The 17,627-nt window shown below is 69.2% G+C and carries 19 protein-coding genes; 11 read left to right on the top strand and 8 right to left on the bottom strand.

Features of this window, described 5'->3' with window-relative positions; translation table 11 throughout:
• Positions 1–92: 92 nt before the first annotated feature.
• The gene (locus tag Psi02_RS19005; RefSeq protein ID WP_239094985.1) at positions 93–1,100 is read left to right on the top strand and encodes a DUF3616 domain-containing protein; all 1,008 of its coding nucleotides are present in this window, start codon (positions 93–95) and stop codon (positions 1,098–1,100) included.
• 275 nt (positions 1,101–1,375) lie between these two features.
• Here the strand turns inward: Psi02_RS19005 and Psi02_RS19000 are convergent, their stop codons facing one another.
• The gene (locus Psi02_RS19000; protein ID WP_203975904.1) at positions 1,376–1,663 is read right to left on the bottom strand and encodes a DUF1905 domain-containing protein; all 288 of its coding nucleotides are present in this window, start codon (positions 1,661–1,663) and stop codon (positions 1,376–1,378) included.
• 60 nt (positions 1,664–1,723) lie between these two features.
• Entirely contained in the window at positions 1,724–2,362 is a 639-nt protein-coding gene (locus Psi02_RS18995) for a nitroreductase family protein (RefSeq protein WP_203975902.1), read from the bottom strand.
• Positions 2,363–2,688: 326 nt separating this feature from the next.
• Here Psi02_RS18995 and Psi02_RS18990 point away from each other — a divergent pair, with 326 nt between their 5' ends.
• The 3 genes from Psi02_RS18990 (at position 2,689) to Psi02_RS18980 (ending at position 4,110) form a co-directional block, all read left to right on the top strand.
• Positions 2,689–2,844 carry a DUF6131 family protein gene (locus Psi02_RS18990; RefSeq protein ID WP_203975901.1) on the top strand — a complete coding sequence of 52 codons (156 nt, stop codon included), beginning with the start codon at positions 2,689–2,691 and terminating at the stop codon, positions 2,842–2,844.
• Positions 2,845–3,101: 257 nt separating this feature from the next.
• Complete coding sequence (locus Psi02_RS18985; RefSeq protein WP_203975899.1) at positions 3,102–3,542, top strand: ester cyclase; 441 nt, start codon at positions 3,102–3,104, stop codon at positions 3,540–3,542.
• A 250-nt stretch (positions 3,543–3,792) separates the two neighbouring features.
• Positions 3,793–4,110 carry a hypothetical protein gene (locus Psi02_RS18980; RefSeq protein ID WP_203975897.1) on the top strand — a complete coding sequence of 106 codons (318 nt, stop codon included), beginning with the start codon at positions 3,793–3,795 and terminating at the stop codon, positions 4,108–4,110.
• 161 nt (positions 4,111–4,271) lie between these two features.
• Here Psi02_RS18980 and Psi02_RS18975 read toward each other — a convergent pair whose 3' ends face one another.
• The gene (locus Psi02_RS18975) at positions 4,272–5,753 is read right to left on the bottom strand and encodes an MFS transporter (protein WP_203975895.1); all 1,482 of its coding nucleotides are present in this window, start codon (positions 5,751–5,753) and stop codon (positions 4,272–4,274) included.
• 161 nt (positions 5,754–5,914) lie between these two features.
• On the opposite strand from Psi02_RS18975, the gene Psi02_RS18970 reads away from it, so the two are divergent.
• The 3 genes from Psi02_RS18970 to trpD all read left to right on the top strand — a co-directional run bounded on the left by Psi02_RS18970 (position 5,915) and on the right by trpD (position 8,940).
• Positions 5,915–6,862, top strand: a complete 948-nt coding sequence (locus Psi02_RS18970) for a helix-turn-helix transcriptional regulator (RefSeq protein WP_239094984.1) — start codon at positions 5,915–5,917, stop codon at positions 6,860–6,862.
• A gap of 124 nt (positions 6,863–6,986) precedes the next feature.
• Complete coding sequence (locus Psi02_RS18965) at positions 6,987–7,697, top strand: hypothetical protein (protein ID WP_203975891.1); 711 nt, start codon at positions 6,987–6,989, stop codon at positions 7,695–7,697.
• 184 nt (positions 7,698–7,881) lie between these two features.
• Positions 7,882–8,940: an anthranilate phosphoribosyltransferase gene (gene trpD / locus Psi02_RS18960; RefSeq protein ID WP_203975888.1), complete on the top strand. Its 1,059-nt coding sequence runs from the start codon at positions 7,882–7,884 to the stop codon at positions 8,938–8,940.
• A gap of 59 nt (positions 8,941–8,999) precedes the next feature.
• On the opposite strand, the gene Psi02_RS18955 is transcribed toward trpD, so the two are convergent.
• The 4 genes from Psi02_RS18955 to Psi02_RS18940 all read right to left on the bottom strand — a co-directional run bounded on the left by Psi02_RS18955 (position 9,000) and on the right by Psi02_RS18940 (position 12,079).
• Positions 9,000–10,367 (bottom strand): threonine/serine exporter family protein, encoded by a 1,368-nt coding sequence (locus tag Psi02_RS18955; RefSeq protein ID WP_203975886.1) that lies wholly within the window; start codon positions 10,365–10,367, stop codon positions 9,000–9,002.
• Positions 10,364–10,924 carry a TetR/AcrR family transcriptional regulator gene (locus tag Psi02_RS18950; RefSeq protein ID WP_203975884.1) on the bottom strand — a complete coding sequence of 187 codons (561 nt, stop codon included), beginning with the start codon at positions 10,922–10,924 and terminating at the stop codon, positions 10,364–10,366. Before Psi02_RS18950 ends, Psi02_RS18955 begins: the two co-directional genes overlap by 4 nt.
• Positions 10,925–11,043: 119 nt before the next feature.
• A complete protein-coding gene (locus Psi02_RS18945) occupies positions 11,044–11,589 on the bottom strand; it encodes a SixA phosphatase family protein (RefSeq protein WP_203975882.1) in 546 nt (181 codons plus the stop codon).
• 223 nt (positions 11,590–11,812) lie between these two features.
• On the bottom strand, positions 11,813–12,079 hold the full coding sequence (locus Psi02_RS18940) for a hypothetical protein (RefSeq protein WP_203975880.1): 267 nt from the start codon (positions 12,077–12,079) through the stop codon (positions 11,813–11,815).
• A gap of 254 nt (positions 12,080–12,333) precedes the next feature.
• Here Psi02_RS18940 and Psi02_RS18935 point away from each other — a divergent pair, with 254 nt between their 5' ends.
• On the top strand, positions 12,334–13,347 hold the full coding sequence (locus tag Psi02_RS18935; RefSeq protein ID WP_239094991.1) for a hypothetical protein: 1,014 nt from the start codon (positions 12,334–12,336) through the stop codon (positions 13,345–13,347).
• A gap of 45 nt (positions 13,348–13,392) precedes the next feature.
• Here the strand turns inward: Psi02_RS18935 and Psi02_RS18930 are convergent, their stop codons facing one another.
• Positions 13,393–14,730, bottom strand: coding sequence for an alpha/beta hydrolase (locus Psi02_RS18930; RefSeq protein WP_239094983.1), 1,338 nt, complete (start codon positions 14,728–14,730; stop codon positions 13,393–13,395).
• A gap of 36 nt (positions 14,731–14,766) precedes the next feature.
• Here Psi02_RS18930 and Psi02_RS18925 point away from each other — a divergent pair, with 36 nt between their 5' ends.
• The 3 genes from Psi02_RS18925 (at position 14,767) to Psi02_RS18915 (ending at position 17,580) form a co-directional block, all read left to right on the top strand.
• Positions 14,767–15,318 carry a helix-turn-helix domain-containing protein gene (locus Psi02_RS18925; RefSeq protein WP_203975878.1) on the top strand — a complete coding sequence of 184 codons (552 nt, stop codon included), beginning with the start codon at positions 14,767–14,769 and terminating at the stop codon, positions 15,316–15,318.
• Between the two features lie 160 nt (positions 15,319–15,478).
• Positions 15,479–16,258 carry a GntR family transcriptional regulator gene (locus Psi02_RS18920; RefSeq protein WP_203975876.1) on the top strand — a complete coding sequence of 260 codons (780 nt, stop codon included), beginning with the start codon at positions 15,479–15,481 and terminating at the stop codon, positions 16,256–16,258.
• Positions 16,259–16,395: 137 nt separating this feature from the next.
• Positions 16,396–17,580: an MFS transporter gene (locus Psi02_RS18915; protein WP_203975874.1), complete on the top strand. Its 1,185-nt coding sequence runs from the start codon at positions 16,396–16,398 to the stop codon at positions 17,578–17,580.
• Positions 17,581–17,627: the final 47 nt, after the last annotated feature.

The following is a 17,627-nucleotide window of genomic DNA, read 5'->3' as shown; positions in this document are numbered from 1 at the left end:
GCTTGCCGCCATGCCGTCACGGGCACCTCTCCGGCGGTTTATGTAGCGAACGGGCCGCTCTCTTCTGGCGGCCGGAGGTCATGATGGGAGGGGTGCACCGTGAAGATTGCGTGGAACTCCGCTTCCATACGGGCGCCCGGAGCGCCAGGACTCATGAGAACCTGTCGGCGGTCCGCCAGGACGGACGGCACCTGTGGATCGCGGGCGACGAGACGGCGACGATCGAGCGGCTGACGTTGCGTGACGGCGTCTATGACGAGCAGCGCACCTTCAATCTGGCCGACTTCGTGGATCTCCCGGCCGGGCCGGAGGCGGAGGCCGACATCGAGGGTCTGGCCAGAACCGACGGCTGGCTCTGGGCGATCGGCTCGCACAGCCTCAAGCGCAAGCGGGCCAAACCGGGCCACTCCAGTGACAGGGCCCGCAAGAGGCTGGCCACGGTGATCCGCGAGGAGAACCGGTTCGTGCTCCTGCGTCTGCCGCTTCAAGGCGGCGAACCGGTGCGCGCGGACGGCCATCGCAGGGCCGCCGTCCTCTCCGGCCACGACAATCTCGCCGACATGCTCTCCGACGATCCCCACCTGGCTCCGTTCCTCAAGCTGCCGGGCAAGGACAACGGCCTCGACATCGAGGGCATCGCCGCCGTCGCAGACGAGCACGGCGACCGGCTCTACGTGGGGCTCCGCGGACCGGTCCTGCGCGGGTGGGCGGTGCTGCTGGAGATCCGGCCCGTGACCCATCCGCGCGACCCGTCCAGACTCCGGCTGGCTGAGCCGTACCGGACGCATTTTCTGGATCTGGACGGCCTGGGCATCCGTGACCTGTGCCCGTACGGCGACGACCTGCTGATCCTCACCGGCCCGAGCATGGATCTCGACGGCCCGGTCCGGGTGGTGCGCTGGCGGAACGGTTCCGTCCGCGACGTGGTCACCGCCAAGGATCTGGAACACGTGGCCGACCTCCCCTTCGGGCGTGGATGCGACCATCCCGAGGGCCTCGCCGTACTGGACGACGGACGGCTGATCGTCGTCTACGACAGCCCGTCTCCGGAGAGGCGGACCGCGACGGGCGTCTACGCCGACCTCATCCGCATTGATTGAGCGGAACCCTTCTCCCCGGCTCGATGACGGCCGGGCCGAAACGAGGCGCCGCCTCACGCGCTACCGAAGCAACACGTTGATGAGCACTGTCAGCAGCACGGAGAGAAGGATCGACACCGCGATCATCGTGAGGCAGCCCATCGCCCCGCCAAGAGGACGGATCTTGAAGTCACGTGCCATACGGTTATGACCCCTTCGCCCTGGATACCCCTTTCCGCGGGCCTACCCAGCGCTCTCCGCCTGAATCCGTCGGCCGGTCCGATCAGCAGCGGGCCTCAGCTCAGACGCCGCTCGATATGGACGGTCACCTCGTCGCCGATTCCCTTACCGAGGCGCTTTCGCAGGGCCGCGTTGATGGAGAGCATGTGACCGCCGGTGCCGGTCGGCATGAAGGCCGCAGTGATCGGCTCACCGTCGATCGTCGCGGTGACCTTGACGGACCTGCCCGTACCGAAGAACTCCACCGAGTCGGGCATGGCCACACACGACCAGATCTCCCCCTTGACGTCGACTCCGATGGGGGCCGTGAAGGTGTGGTCGAGCGGTTGCGGCTGTGCTGGCATCTGGTCGCCTCCCGGCGTAGAGGTTAACCGGCGCAGGTGAACGGCGTCCACGTGACGGATTCACCACGCGTCCCAGTGGATCACCTGGTCGGGAGCCGGCCGGCCGGCCGGGCGGAAGTCGGTGCCCTTGGTGTACGCGAGCGGCGTCAGCACCGCCTGCGCGACGGTGTCGTACGGGATGCCGAGGATCTCCGCGACGTCCCGCTCGCGGGCCACGTGCATCGACGTCCAGGCGGTGCCGAGCCCGCGCGCCCGGGCCGCCAGCATGAAGCTCCACATTCCCGGCAGGATGTTGCCGATCCCCGCGAGGGCCGAGGCCCGATCCCTGCCCTCGTTGCAGCCGATCACGAGCACGGGAGCCTCGCCCATGTACTCGCCCAGATAGTCGGCCGAACTCGCGACCCGGCTCTGGACACGGTCACGCCCGGCGTCACCGGTCGGCCTGCCGGCGTAACCGGGCGAAGCCTTGTACATGGCGTACACCTGCCGGTACACCTCACCGATCGCGCGCCGCTTCTCCTCGTCCCGGACCACCACGAACCGCATCGTCACCACGTTCGACCCGGACGGTGCCTGCAACGCCATCGCCACACACTCACGCGCCACATCGTCGGGAACCGGACGCGTGAAGTCGAGACGCTTGCGCACCGCACGCGTGGTGGAAAGCAACTGGTCCGGGGTGAGATCGAGCAATGTCATACCGGCGAGTCTATTGATCCACGCCGAGCACCCCGCCCGGGGCCTGCGGGCGTGACACTTACGGTCGGACCCCGGCGGAGACGCCGGCGTGGCCGATGCAGATCACGCCGCTCGACGGCTTCTCCACGGGGAATTCAAGAGATGGGAATCATTCGGCAGATTCAGGCATGCGTTTCCGACAACCGGACTGCATTCCCCATGAGGGGTAGATGTCGAACATGGCGACCCTTGAGGGACACCTTCGAACGTCGACCGTTCACCGCGCCGTCGACGCGACCCGCAAGCCGATGCCTCACATTCACCACCCTCGAAAGTAGGCAGCCATCATGATCGTCATCGGGATCATCCTGCTGATCATCGGATTCCTGACCGGCATCTCCATCCTGTGGACCATCGGGATCATCGTCCTGGTCATCGGGCTGGTGCTCATGCTGATGGGCCGCATGGGGAAGCCGGTCGGCGGACGCAAGCACTACTTCTGACCCGGCCCGGCATTCACGCCCCCTGCCGCAGGGGGCGGCGTGTGCTCTTCGTCTTGCCGGCGCCGCCGTGGACCGGCCGGGATTCGTCAGGTGGCGCGCATACGACGCCGGTGACGCCGGCGGCCGACTCATCGCGGAGCAGCGTCAGAGAAGGGCAATCCGACTCGGGCTCGTGCACGCGCCCCAGTGGTGTCATCCGATCACATCGGCGGCTCGGCGGGCCTGCCTTCCCTGGTCCAACGAGAAGGACTTTCGCGATGTCTACTTCTTGGGAGATCAAACACCGACTGGGCGACGCGATCAATGCTCATGACCTGCGCCGAATACGCGAGTGTTACAGCCCGGACGCGGTCCTCGTCACCCCGTTGGGCGTGTCGGAAGGACACGACCAGATCGAGTGGTGCTTCGAGCGGTTCTTCAAGGGCTTCCCCGACCTGCGTTACACGCCCTGGCTGGAGGTCGACTGCGACGATCCCGCGGTCACCGAATGGACGATCACCGGCACTCATACGGGACCCTTCCTTCTGCATGACGGGACCGAGATGGAGGGGACCGGCCGGCCGATCAGACTCCGCGCATCATGTGAAGCCCACGTCGAGAACGACAAGATCGTCACGCATCAGCATTACTGGGATCAGCTGGAGCTCTACAGCCAACTCGGCTTCGGATTGGTACGACTGCCTTCGCCTGCTGGATAGCGACGTTCACGGCCCTGACCGCGGTGCGTGCACAGCACCCCTTACGCATCGCACCGAGATCCTCGCGGGAGGCCTGGGGGCCGAAGTCGAGTCAGGGTGGGGAGCAGGGGGCAGGTGACCAGCCCGGGCAGGGGCCGTATCGTGGGTGATGGTCCCCTTCTCGGTGGACTAGGACCGGCGGATGGCCTCCGCTCTCGGGTCATCCTCGCCAGTACCGATTTCGTCCATCCAGCAGGGGCTGGAGGCGGCGATGAGACGGTTGAGCACGATGTTGTTCGTGGCGCTCGTCAGCGTCGGGATCATCGTTATGGTCATCTTCGTGCGCGATGTGTTCGCCTGGGAGAGGTGCGGACAGGACACCGGTACGGCGGTGGCGGACGTAGAGATGTACGGAGCCCCGTCCCCCGCCCAATGTTCCACCGCCAAGACTGAACCCACAGACTTCCAGCCCGGCTTCGTCGTCAGCACGCGGGCCGCGGCGATCAACACGAATACGCACGTCGCCGGGCACACGCCGGCAGGGCATCACGAGCCGTCCCGGGCCACCCCGGACGTACCTCACCGGTAGGCCTGCGGCGGCCGAGGACGAGGGCGAGGTGCGCGTCGAGGTGGATTTGGACGCCGGGCCGTCCGTACCGGTCGATCTCCACGAGGCCGGGCCGTCTGCCTACGGACGTCCGCGAACCGGCACGAGACGAACATCCACTCCGATCTTTACGGGCACCGCGCTCACGCGGTCGCCCGTAGACGCCCGGATGGCCGCAAGAACACCGCGAGCAGGACCGCCGCGACGACGCAAACCGCCGTGTTCAGGATCAGAGCGGTGCTGATCCCGCTCAGAACGGTGTGCGCGGTCGGGCCGCCGAGTGCGTGAATCCGTGCGGTGGCGACGGCGGACATGATCGGAATGCCCATCGTGATGCCCACCTGCTGGCTCATCGTCGCCAGGCCCGTGGCCAGGCCCTGCTCGTCGTCGGGCAGCCCGGACGTCGCGGTGACCATGAACCCGACGATCGCGACCAGGTTGGCGATCCCGCCGGCGAACGTCGCGGCCAGCAGCACGGCGATCCACCCGGGCCGGTCGCCCAGGAAGATCAGCGGGATCGTCGCGGCCGCTTGGACGAGGAGGCCCCCCACGAGGGCGTTCTTGCCGCCGACGGCGCCGATGACCCTCGGACCGAGGATGCCGCCGACGACGGTGCCCACACCCAGCACCGCGAAGGACAGACCCGCGGCCAGAGGGGAGTAACCAAGGACTTTCTGCAGGTAGAGCGTCAGCAAGAACACCACGGACGTCTCGGTCGCGAAGGCCGCCAGTCCGGCCACGTTGCCCCAGCCGACGGTCCGCCGGCGCAGCACCCGCATCGGCACCAGCGGTTGCGGCACCCGCTTCTCGATCGCCCAGAACGCGACCAGCAACCCCGCGCCGGCGATGAGCGCGCCGTATGCGTGCGGGCTCCCCCAGGATCTCTCCCCGGCCTGGGTCAGTCCGTACACCACCGCCAGCAGCGCCAGGCTCACGGTGACCGCTCCCGGCACGTCCACCTTGGGGCGGTCTCCCGGCCGGCTCTCGGCCAGGACCACGGGAGCGAGTGCCAGAACGGCGACGGCGACGACGACGTTGATGAAGAACGCCCATCGCCAGCTCAGCAGATCGGTGAGCACGCCACCGAGGACGGCTCCGGTCGTGAACCCCGCCGCCATCAGCGCGCCGTTCAGACCGAGCACCTTGTCCCGCACCGGGCCCTCGGGGAAGGAGGTGGTCAGCAGCGACAGTGCCGCGGGCGTGACCGCGGCGGTCGCCAGCCCCTGCGCCACCCGGGCGACGATCAGCACCCACGGCGTGCCGGCCAGGCCTCCGATGAGAGAGGCGATGCCGAGTACGGCGACGCCCGCCAGAAACAGGCGACGCCGGCCGAACAGATCGGCGATCCGCCCGAAGAAGAGCGTGAAGCCCGCGGCGCACAGTGAGAAGGCGGTCGCGATCCACTGCAGGCCGCTCAGAGAGAACCCGACGTCGGCGCCGATGGTCGGCAGGGCGACATTGAGGATGGAGAAATCGACGGCAAGAGTGAACCCGGCCGTCAGCAACACGGCCAAGATCAAGCGCTCTCGGCCGCCTATGCGCAGGCTGCGCGACGTGCCGTCGCCGACCCCGCCTCGGGAGGCGATGTCACCGCCGGCGGCGGATGACTGATGAAGGCTGGTCATACCAGGTGATCCCTTTCAGAGCGGTGGGGACGGTCCCGCCGTCCCGCCTCAGACTCTGGAAGAGGCCGGGATCCGCGACCACACCCGGCTCAATCGAGCACCGCGCTGCCTAGCACTGACAGGGGCAGGCACGCAGCGGGCGAATAGGCACAATGGAGGGCATGAATGGAGCGGATGCGTCAGCGGCGGGAGCTCTCGGTCAGTTCCTCCGCAGTCGCCGGGCGCGGCTGACCCCGGAGGACGCCGGCATCAAGTCCTACGGCGCCCGCCGCGTGCCGGGGCTGCGCCGGGAGGAACTGGCCCAGCTCGCCGGTGTCAGCGCCACCTACTACACCCGTCTGGAGCAGGGACAGAGCGGCAACGCCTCAGAAGCCGTCATCGACGCGATCGCCCGGGCGCTCAACCTGGAGGAGGACGAGCGCGCCCACCTCCATGACCTGGCACGGCCGGTCAGGACCAAGCGGCGCCGCCCCGCCCGGCCGGATGCCGCGCGCGCCGGCACCGTGCGTCTGATCAACGCGATGGCGGAGGTGCCCGCGATCGTCATGGGCCGCCGCAGCGAGATCCTTGCCTGGAACCGTCTCGGACACGCGCTGCTGGCCGGGCACTACGACTTCGACGCCCCGAACCGTCCGCTTGAGCGGCCCAACCTGACGCGGATGTTGTTCCTCGACGCGCACACGCGCGAGCTGTACGCCTGCTGGGGCGAAGAGGCCGCCCGCGCCGTCGCCTCCCTGCGGCTGATCGCCGGCCGCCACCGCGACGACCGGGAGCTGGCCGAGCTCGTCGGAGAACTGACCCTCAAGAGCGAGGATTTCGCCTCCCTGTGGGCCGGACACCCCGTCCACAACTGCCTGTCCGGGGTCAAGCGGTTCCACCATCCCGAGGTCGGCGACGTCGAGCTGGGGTTCGAAGTCCTCCACCTGCCCGACGACACCGGGCACCGCATCCTGACCTACACCTCTGTCCCCGGCACACCGTCCGACGCGGCCCTCCGGCTCCTGGCCGACCACCCGTGGGCCACCACGACGCCCCAGGAACCGACCTCCGCGTCCCGCGACGCGGCATCGTCGAAAACAGGCGCCAACCTGTCGCGAACCATGCCGTGATCGACCGAATCCGGTGACGTTGGGCGTCCCGTCCCGTTATTCGATCTGCGTCTATTCGATCTGCACCGGGGCGACCACGTGATTATGGTGTTCCTCGCCCTCTCCCCCGTAGACAGGAAAATCGATGAACGATTTCCTGCAGAACATCCCCCAGCCCGACGACGTCTGGAAATGGGCCATCGAGGCGACGCTCGGCCCCGGCCTGGCGGTGACGGTCTTCCTCGTCTACAACTTCGTGGTCTCCTGGCTGGGCGCGATCAAATCGACCAGGTCGGCGGCCCGGTGGCTGGCGGGAACCGCGCAGGAGGCCCGTTCGCGTCTGCGCGAAATGCCCTCGGGCCAGAGAACGCTCGCCACCGTCATGTCGGCCGTTCTCCTGGTGGTGCAACTCGTGTGGCTCGCCGGATTGCTCGTCGTCGGCGACATGCTCACCTTCGCCTACCAGGGGTCGGGCAGGCGTTTCCTGGAATTGGAGGCCCAGAACGCGGCATCGGCCGTGTCGTGGCTGGACCTGACGCCGTTCACGAAGGTGTACGCCCTGGTGGCGGCGGCAATTCTGGTAGCCGCCGTCTTCTCCAGGAAACCGAACGTCAACTTCCTGGCGTTCCTGATCGGCATACCGGCGATGCCGTGGGGCTTCTCGGTGGCGGTGCTGACCGTGCTCGAGGTCGTCTTCGCGGCGTTCGGATGGCTCGGCACCGGGGAGTTCACACTCGGCGGCGACGTCCTGTGGCACCTGGTGTTCTCTCTGACGATCGGCCTCTACCTGGCGTCGTGTGTCGTCGCGGTCAGAGCCGCGAGGCGGATGGGCTCTGTCTGGGGCAGGCGTGCATGATCGATCGAACCACCACACGGAGATCACTGCGGCCACCGGCCGTGCGACCGCACTCGCGGGACCGGTGGGCGTCGTCCGGCCGTGTGCATGACGTGCGGTCCCCCACCTGGTCTCCCGGTAGATTTCGTCGGTGAGCGGCGACACCCATCGCCGGTGAGTTCGCAGTCGTATCGAGAGGACCTCAGTGACTGAGCCCGCCCGCTCCTGGCCGCATCTGCTCGCGACGCTCCTGCGCGGGCAGGACCTCACCGCGGACGACACCCGATGGGCCATGCGGCGGGTCATGGACGACGCGGCCGACCCCGCTCAGCTCGCCGGATTCCTGGTCGCCCTGCGCGCCAAGGGTGAGAGCACCGCGGAGCTCCGCGGAATGCTCGACGCCCTCATGGAACGGGTCGTCCCCCTCCCGGTCGACGGCGCGGACGTCGTCGACATCGTCGGTACCGGCGGCGACGGCGCCCACACCGTGAACGTGAGCACCATGGCGGCGATCGTCGTCGCCGCCGCCGGCGTACCGGTCGTCAAGAACGGCGGCCGGTCGGTGTCCAGCAAGGCCGGCTCCGCCGACGTCCTCGAAGCCCTGGGCCTTTCGCTCGACCTCACCCCCGACGACATCGCCCGGTGCCTGCGTGAGGTCGGCATCGGCTTCACCTTCGCCCCGCGCTTCCACCACGGGCTGCGTCATGCAGGTCCGGTGCGCAAGGCGCTCGGCGTCCCCACCGCCATCAATTACCTGGCGCCGTTGACCAACCCCGCCAGTCCCCGTGCCGCCCTTGTCGGCTGCTCCAACTCGGCCCTCGCCCCGGTCCTGGCGAGTGTCCTCGCCGAGCGGGGGGCCAGTGCCCTGGTCGTGCGCGGACAGGACGGCCTCGACGAGATCACCACCGCCGCACCCACCGACGTTTGGATCGCCAACGGCGACGGAGTCCGGCGGGAGTCGCTGAACGCCGCCGGCTTCGGGCTCGCGCGCAGCACACCGGAGGCACTCCGCGGCGGTGACGCCGCCTACAACGCCTCGGCCGTCCACCGGGTCCTGGCCGGCGAGCCGGGCGCCGCCCGCGACGCCGTCCTCGCCAACGCGGCCGGAGCCCTCGCCGCCCACCGCGGCCTCGGCGGAGGTCTCCATGAGGCCTTCGCGACCGGCTTGGACGAAGCGCGCCACGCCATCGACAGCGGGGCCGCCGCCACCACCCTGGAGAATTGGTTGAAGCTCGCGTCGTCCCTGGCCGACCGGCGGCGCTGACAGACGATGCGCCGGCGTCGCGGCCGGTGCGGGCGGCTCGGATGGTCGCCGGCCGAGGCTCACCGCCGACGACCACCGATCAGGCGTCGCCGTCCCGAACCGCCGGGCGCCGTCTCGGCTTGCGGGACCGCACGCGCGGGCCGGTTGAGGATCGCCTGGCCGAGTGTCAGACCTCCTCCGATCGCCAGACCGATGGCGGCGGCCTGCCCGATGGCCAGGAATCCCGGCCCGGCCTGGCCGTGGCTGAGTTGAAGCAGGCCCCGGTAGATGGTGTAACCGGGGGCCAGCGGCACGATGCCCGCGACGGTGTGCAGCAGCGCCGTGCCGTTGGTGCGCCGCGCGAAGGCATGGCCGCCGAGCCCGACGACGACCGCGGCGACGGCGGTGGCCAGAGCCGACGGGAGGCTGTACTCCTGGGTGAGCACCAGGTAGACCGTCCAGCCCACCGCCCCCGCCAATCCGGCGGTGAGCATGTTCCAACGCGTCGCCTGGACGCAGAAGGCGAAGCAGACGCAGACCATCATCGCGGCCGGAATCTCCACCGGGAGTCCGGCCCAACCGTGCGGCGTCAATCCGTCCGGCTGAACCTGAGGGACGCGCAGCCCGTAACGCACCGCGGCGTACAGGACCGTTCCCACCCCGGCCACGATCGCGGCCACGACCACCGCGGTCTCCATCGCCCGCGCGGCGGCGGTGACCAGATAGCCCGCGATCGCGTCCTGCACCGCACCGACGAACGACAGCCCGGGCAGCAACATCGCGATTCCGCCCGCGACGACGAGCGGCGCCTGGGTCGTCCCGCCGGAGAGGAAGAGCCCGGTCGCGACAGCGGTGGCGACCGCTCCGCCGAGTACCGCCTGGTGGAAGGCGGGGACGCCACGGCGCGACAGCCGGCGACCGGCGCGGTCGATGAACGCGGTCACGCCGGCGGCGGCCAGGAACACCACCGGCCCGCCACCCAGCATCACGGTGAAGAACCCGCCGAGGCACGCCCACGACAGGGTGACCTGCCACGCGGGATGAGCCGGCCGCGCGGCCTCGATCTCGCTCAGACGAGCCGAGGCCGTGGGCATGTCCATCCGCCCGCCTCTGATCTGCTCGGCGAGGCGGTGCAGGGCCTCGATGCGCGCGTATCCCAGAACTGCGGCGCGGACGACCCTGATCTCGGTCAGCGGCACCGCCCGCGGCCCGCTTCGGTAGGACAGGACGATCGAGCCCGAGGTGACGTCCGCCGCGCAGTTCCGCAGCCCGAGGGACTCGGCGGCCTCCGTCATCGTGGCCACCACGTCGGCCGCGGGTGCTCCGCTTCTCAGCAGCAACTCGCCCATGCGCAGGACGATCAGCATGATCTCGCTGGCCTCCTCGCCCGCGGGCGCGGACGGCTCCCCCGCCTGCCCTGAGGCCTTCGGCCCGTCGACGACGGTCATCGGGTCACGCTCTCGTCGAAGAGCCGCTGGAGGGCCACGAATCCGCTCTCCGCGCCGTCCCTGTCCCCGGTGACGACAAGGCTGATCAGCAGGCCGCGCACGGCCGCGTTCACCAACTCCGCCTGCCCCCGCGCCGTGCCCTCGTCCAACCCCTCGGCGACGCCCAGATCGGTCAGCGGGCCGATCCACTGGTTCAACGACGCCAGAAACTCCTCGTACGGCTCAGCCTCCTGGGCCGCCTGTCCCAGCACGTACAAGAAGGCCCGGACTCGATGTTCCGCCTCCGGGGCGGTGCAGGCACGCCACTGGAGATCCAGGGCCTTACGCCTGCCCACCCCCGCGTCGGCGGGCACGGTGCGCTGATGGTCCTGGCGGATCCGATGCAGGACCGCCGACAGAAGTCCGTCCCGGGAACCGAAGTGGTAGATCAGCATCCGGTGGCTGGTGTCCAGTTCCCGGGCCAGATCTCGCAGCGATACGCGGTTGAGGCCGTGCTCGTCGACATATGCCACCGCTTTGTCCAGGAGCGCCAGACGGGCGTCCTGTCTATCCGTCATTCCGCCCGCCACCGTCCCATTTGCCCCTTTATGTGCACACCGTACCAGTGGTACACAGAGCGGCGGCTTCCCCGTACAGCGCTACATCGACGGGGGGATCGGGTCGGCGGACCCCAGGATTAGTAGTGATGCGGGCGACCATGCCGCGGCGGGACGACGAAGTCGGTCAGCTCCGCCGAACCCGCGCCGAGTTCGGCCCATGGGTATGTGATCGCCAGAGTCGCGATCGCGCCGGTGGGAAACTTGACGCGCACCCGCTCCAGGGCGTCCCCGGCGCGATCACCTGCGAGGTGAAGCGCCAATTCCCACAGGCCCGGGTCGTGCCCGACCAGAAGCAGCGTGCCGATGTCACCGCCGCTCTCCGCCACGACATCGAGCAACTGCCGCAGATCCGCGCCGTACAGCCGCCGGTCGTAGGTGACGGGCGGCGAGGCGTTCAGATGACCCGAGGCCAACTCCCACGTCTCACGGGTCCGGCGGGCGGTGGAGCAGATGACACGGTCGGGCACATGACCGTGGTCGCGCAGCCACCGCCCGGCCAGCGGCGCGTCCCGCCGCCCCCGCTCGGCCAACGGTCGCTCATGATCGGGCAAATCTGGCGCATCAGGCCAAGCAGACTTGGCATGCCGTACGAGAACCAGCGACTTGGGCGTATCGGCGGTCATGCCATCGACACTAACCAGCAGCGCGAGGAAGCTCCGCCCGACCCGATGATCTCTCCCCACATCAGACGACAAAGAAGGAGCAATCATCTCCGCCGTAGACCGCCAGACAGGAGGCCGGCACCCAGCCTGAGGGTATGCACGTTATGCCCCTTTTGTCCTTTATGTCCGTTCGGAGAGATCGACCGCCGATGGACGAGAGGCAGGTGCACGACGAAATGAGTCGTCATCGTGCAGGGAACTCATTCGCCGGCATGACCGTCGGCGTCCGACTGCTGGCCCTGACCACTGCCGCCGTCACACTTTCCGGATTCGTCGCCGCACCACAGGCGAACGCGAGCGCCCGGGCCGCGTCGGCACCCAGCTTCGCGGACAAGCCCGGCCCTATCCGGAACCACAACAGCGGGCGGCACAACCAGAACGCACCGGCCATCAACAGCCCCAACACCGTCAGGGGCGTCCAGCAGGTGAACAGCGTCAGTGGGACCACCATCACTCAGAACGGTCAGTGCAGGGGGCGACGCTGCACGATCTCCCAGAGGCTCCGGTCCTCCCACGGTGGGTGGCGCTCCAGGCATGGACGCGCAGGGCGTAGGTAACCGGCCCGGGCAGGTCCTCCACTGCGCCTGATAGCCGAAGTTGCCGAATCACTGATCCAGCGGCTTCGATGAACCCGTGTCCCGTCCGTTCCCCACGACCACACGCCGTCGGCCGGCCATCCGCACGATCATCGTCGCCATTGTGATCATGATTCTCGGCCCGCTCATTCTGACCGGCTGCACCCGATCGGCCGAGCCGCCGGCGCTGCCGCCCGCCGGCGTCTATGACCACGACGGGTCGGGCGAGGACTCGCAGGCCGTGCCGGCCCCGACCGACGGTACGGCCGGGGCCCTCACTCGGCCGTTGAGGGAGGCCGGTTGGTTCTGCGCGCAGGTTCGAGCCGATGCGGACAGCCGTGCCCTGTGGTGCCGGATCGGTCGCCGCGACGAGGCGGACACGGTTCATCCGCAGGTGGCGCAGTTCCTGCTCGACCGCGACGACCGGCTCGCCTGGGCGTGGTTCCCGTACACCGAGCAGCCGGTGAACCAACAGGACAATCAGGTCGCCGCAGCCGCGGCACCGGCGTTGACCGCGATCTGGCCAGACGCCGGTGATCGCGCCCGGCAGGAGATCGACGACTTCGATCGCGATCTCCTGACCCGGACGGGGCGGCAGAGCGGCGAGATTCCCCGGACGGGCTGGCGGGACACGCACGCGGACTACAGCTACGACGGGCTCAACGGACTGGTCGTCACCGCCCGGGACACCTCCGTGCGGCGCTGGCCGTTCGGCTCTGAGCACTACGCGACCACGATGAGCTCCGCCGTCGACGATCTTCTGGCCGGTGGCTACGACTGCTTCTATCCACCCCAGCAGAACTGCAACCGCCCCCAGTCGAACGGCTATTTCCGTGTCACCCTCCGCGGTGATCAGATCGTCTCGGCCCAGTTCGGCATCGGCAGCCTGATCGAGTCGGGGCGGCAACGGCATCTGCTCAGCGAGGAGTTCCCGCACGGCCTCACCTTTCTCACCGAGGCGGTTCGCCGCCCGGTCACCGAGCGCATCGAACAGTCCCGCCGCTCCGGCACCGGCTTCACCGGCATCGTGGCCGGAACAATCGTGATCATCGACGCGCGTCGGGGATCCGTCGGCAAAGACGATCTCGTGGCGTACTTCGACATCCAGATCGGCGCGCCGCTGACCGCGACCCTGCCCGTCTGATCGGCGTGCTCGAATCAGTGACCGCGCACCGCCACTGGGGCGTGGTCAGTTCTTGAGGCGCCTGAGGCTGGACAGGAATCGAGTGATCTTGCCTTGGCCTGCTGTCAGCCACTCGGCGATGTCTGCGATGACGACCGGGTCGACGTGTTGGGCCGGTTCGTACTCGGCGGGCGTGGAGGGACCTGTCCCGGAAAAGAACAGGTGGTCGTCGGCAGCGTAGACGCGGATCGTGACATCCGGCCGATGAGCGAGGCCCGCCCTCCACCGTGAGAGATCGTCCTCAACGGTCACTTGATAGTCGCGGCCTCCCTGGAGGACGAGCATGGGCTTGTCGAGCACCGCCGCGGTCGAGACCGGGTCGTAGCCGCGCAGATCCAGCCAGTAGGAGCCCGGCCACAGGCCGAGCGGCAGTTCCGCGGCCGGCGTGGCGGAAGACAGATGGGGGCTGTCGACCATCGCCGCCTGGCGTGTGATCGCCTCGACGTCGGCGTCCGTGATCAGGCTGGAATCGAGCGAGGCGAGGTAGTGGGCGACGCGGACGGCGGACTGATGCATCGGCTGTGCATCACCGGCCAGGATCACCAACCCGGCGACGGACGCGTCGGCTGTCGCGACACGCGGGGCGACCTTGCCGCCCATGCTGTGGCCGAGGACGAAGACCCGCGTGGGGTCCACACTCGACTGGTCCTGGAGCAGACGGACGGCGGCGACCGCGTGTGGCACGTACTCGTCCGTCATCGTGAAGTCGGGCGCGTTCGTCACCTGGCTGTTGTGCGTGTGGGTCACCTTGTCGAACCGCAACACCGCCACACCGCGACTGGCCAGCCCCCACGCCAGATCCTTGAGCGGTTTGTTGGGCCCGCTGGTGGCGTCGCGGTCGAACGGCCCTCCTCCGCTGAGCAACACGATGCCCGGTCGCGAACCGCGTCCACGCGGCAGGCTCAACGTGCCGGACACGGCAAGGGGACCTGCACCGATCGTGACCTCACGCTCGCCGAATCTCTTCGGGACGGCGTAGGGCGGGGGTGTCCACGACGTGGTGGCCGCAGGCGCAAGACGCAAACCGTGCAGCATGCCGGCGTGGTCGACCGACATGACCATGATGAGTCCCCCGTGTTCGCAGGTCACCGGGACACTCACGCGGACCAGCCCCGCTTCGCGCGGCTCACTCTGCGGCTCCCCTATGGCGGAAACCGATCCGTGCCTTCCCACCTCGGCCGCCCAGGCGGCCTGCAATCTCTCAGCGGTGACGACCGCCCGCAGTGGCGGCGCGAACAGATCCTCGATCTCCGCGAAGCGTCCGTCGCGCGCCATCTCGGCGACCCCGACGCCGGTTGCCCCCGGTCCGATTCCCGGCGCCATCCCCATCACATCCATTCTCATACTTGAGAAAGGTAACACATGTGAGATCGTAGGCGAATGGACACCTTGGAGCTTCTGGCCCACCCGGTGCGGCTGCGGGTCGTGCACGCGATGCGCGGAGGACGGATGCTGACGACCTCCGAGCTGTGCGCTCGGATTCCCGATGTGTCGAAGGCCACCGTCTACCGGCACGTCGACCTGCTCACCGCCGGGGGAATCCTGGAGGTGGCCGACGAGCGGCGGGTACGCGGCGCGGTGGAGCGCCGATACCGGCTGCGTCAGGACCGGGCGGTGATCGACGCCGACACGATCAAGACGTTGACGCTCGACGATCATCGACGCGGATTCGCCGCGGCGATGGCCGCCCTACTGGCCGAGTTCAACGCCTACCTCGACCGCGACCACGTCGACCCGGCTACAGACCTCGTCGGCTACCGGCAGCATGCGGTCTGGCTCAGCCACGACGAGCTCCTGGAGATGATCGGCGAACTGCGCGGTGCGATCGCCCCCCGGCTGGCGAACCATCCGGCGCCGGACCGTGCGCAATACCTGCTCAGCCCGATTCTGTTCCCGATCGAGGAGCCGCCCATCGGCCCTGGGGCCGGATAGCGCCGACGGCGACGGTCGCGTCGTCGACGATCGGGGTACCGGCCAGCAGTCCGCGGACTGTTTCGCGCACGCCATCGCAAGGCAGACATTCCAGAATTCGGCAGGGTTGTATGATGAGCTTGTATAACAACCTGGCCCGCACCCCTGGAGACGATGCCACGTGGTCGACCGCCTCTCCTTCCTGTCCGAGGAGATCCCGCGAGACTCCGGTGTCCCGCTGCGGGCGCGGGTCCACAGCCGCATCCTCGACGCCATCCGCTCGGGGGTGCTGCCGCCCGGGTCCATGATCCCGACGGAGACGGAACTCGGACAGCTCATGGGGGTCAGCCGCACTGTCGTGCGTGAGGCCCTGATGCTCCTGGACGAAGATGGTTTCCTCTTCTCCCGCCGCGGCGTCGGCCGCTTCGTGGCCGACGCCCTCCCGCCGAGAGGGCTCGAACGCATCCGGCCGCTCGAGGAGCTGCTGAGAACGCCGACGTCTCCGGTCGCACTCCACCGCAGCGAAGTGACGCTCCAACAGCTGTCCGCCACCTTCGTCACCGAAGGACTCGGACTGCGGGCGAACGCGGCGACCTGGTTCTTCGAGACCGTCCTGTCCCGCGACGGCGAGGCGGTCGCGCTCAGTCAGGAGCACTTCCCCGCCGCTGGGGCGATCGACGCCGAGAACAGCGACGCCATCGCCGCCGCCATGCGGGCGACCGGCGGCGGAAGCCTGTTGTCGATCCTCCTGAGCAGGTACGGATCCCAGATCGGCCGCGGAGCCGTCCGGATCACGCCGGGCGTTCCCGGTGCTTCACGCGCGGCACTCCTCGGAACCTCCACAAGCGAGCCGGTCCTGATCGTGACGCAGACGGCCGCGCTGAACGGCGCGCCGTGCTACCTCGCCAAGCACCTGGTCCTCAGCCGGGCAGGCCACCTGTCCATCCTGCAGACCGGGTAGCGGCACCCTGCCCGCCCCCCGCTCACGAGCGGCACCCTCCCGCTCCCCGCTCACGAGCGGCGCCCTCCCCGCCCTCCGCTCACGGCCCGCATGCGCGTCGGGCCGCAGCCGTCGTCCACCCCGCTGCAAGGATCCCCATGCCGTACACCGTCGTCCTGCGCCGTCCCTACGTCGGCCGTCTCCTGGGTGGCTCCCTGATCGGGCGCCTCCCCGCGGCGATGGCCGCGCTGGCCATCGCGCTGACACTCCGACAAGTAGGCGCCGATTACGCGACCGTGGGCCTGGTCACCGGAACCTTCGCCGTGGCGCAGGCGATCGCGGGGCCGCTCCTGGGACGCTGCGTCGACCGTCTCGGGCAACCGAAGGTCCTCACCGCCTCGGCGATCGTGGCCACAGGCGGATACGCGGTGCTGGCGCTGGCACCGCACAGCACCACACTCGCCTTCCTCGGCGCGATCATCGCCGGAGCCGCCACCCCTCCCCTCGAGCCGTGCCTGCGCGCCCTGTGGCCGCGACTGGTGGAGCCCCGCGAACTGGAATCCGCCTACTCCCTGGACGCCGGCGCCCAGGAACTGCTCTTCATCGCCGGACCGCTGGCGGTGACCGGCATCGCGGCGGCGGGGTCACCCCGGGCGGCCCTGTGGGTGTCGGCGATCCTCGGTCTCGTGGGCGCCCTCGTGATGAGCACCTCGGAGCCTTCACGATCATGGGCACCGGCCGTGCGGACGCCGCACTGGCTCGGTGCTCTGCACAGCCCCGCCCTGCTGCTGCTCATCCTCGGCCTGGCCGGTGCGGGATTGGCGGTGGGGTCGTTCAACGTCTTCAGCGTGGCCTACGCCGACTCCCACCACATTCCGGGCGGAGCCGGGACCCTGCTGGCGCTGAACGCCACGGGGGCCCTCGTCGGGGCGGTCTGCTACGGGACCTACGGCGCGCGCCACTGGCAGGCCGCACCCGCGCGGAAGGCGGCGCTACTGGCGTTCGGCATGGCGGCCTCCTACTGGCTGGTGGCCCTCGTGCCCGGACCGATCGGCATGGCGGTGGTCGCCGTCGTCACCGGGGTCTTCTTCGCACCGCTGCTCTCCGTCTCCTTCGGCATGGTGGGCGACCTCGCCCCCGAGGGAACCGTCACCGAGGCGTTCTCCTGGTTGGTGACCCTGGTCGGCGCCGGCATCGCCGGCGGCTCGGCCGCCGGGGGCTCGCTGTTGCTCCACGGCGGGCCGACCGTCGCCGCGGCGATGGGCGCGTGCGGAGTCACCGCGGGCGCGGCGCTGATGCTCGCCGGCCGGCGGATGTTCATCACCTCTCCGGCACAGGCCTGACACCGGCCGCCACCCCCACTGACCCATCGGCTCGAGTAGGGGTGGCG

Origin of the sequence: Planotetraspora silvatica, from assembly GCF_016863315.1 — a bacterium.
GTDB lineage: Bacteria > Actinomycetota > Actinomycetes > Streptosporangiales > Streptosporangiaceae > Planotetraspora > Planotetraspora silvatica.
Note: the sequence above shows the minus strand (reverse complement) of the source record. Positions and strands in the feature narration are given on the sequence as shown.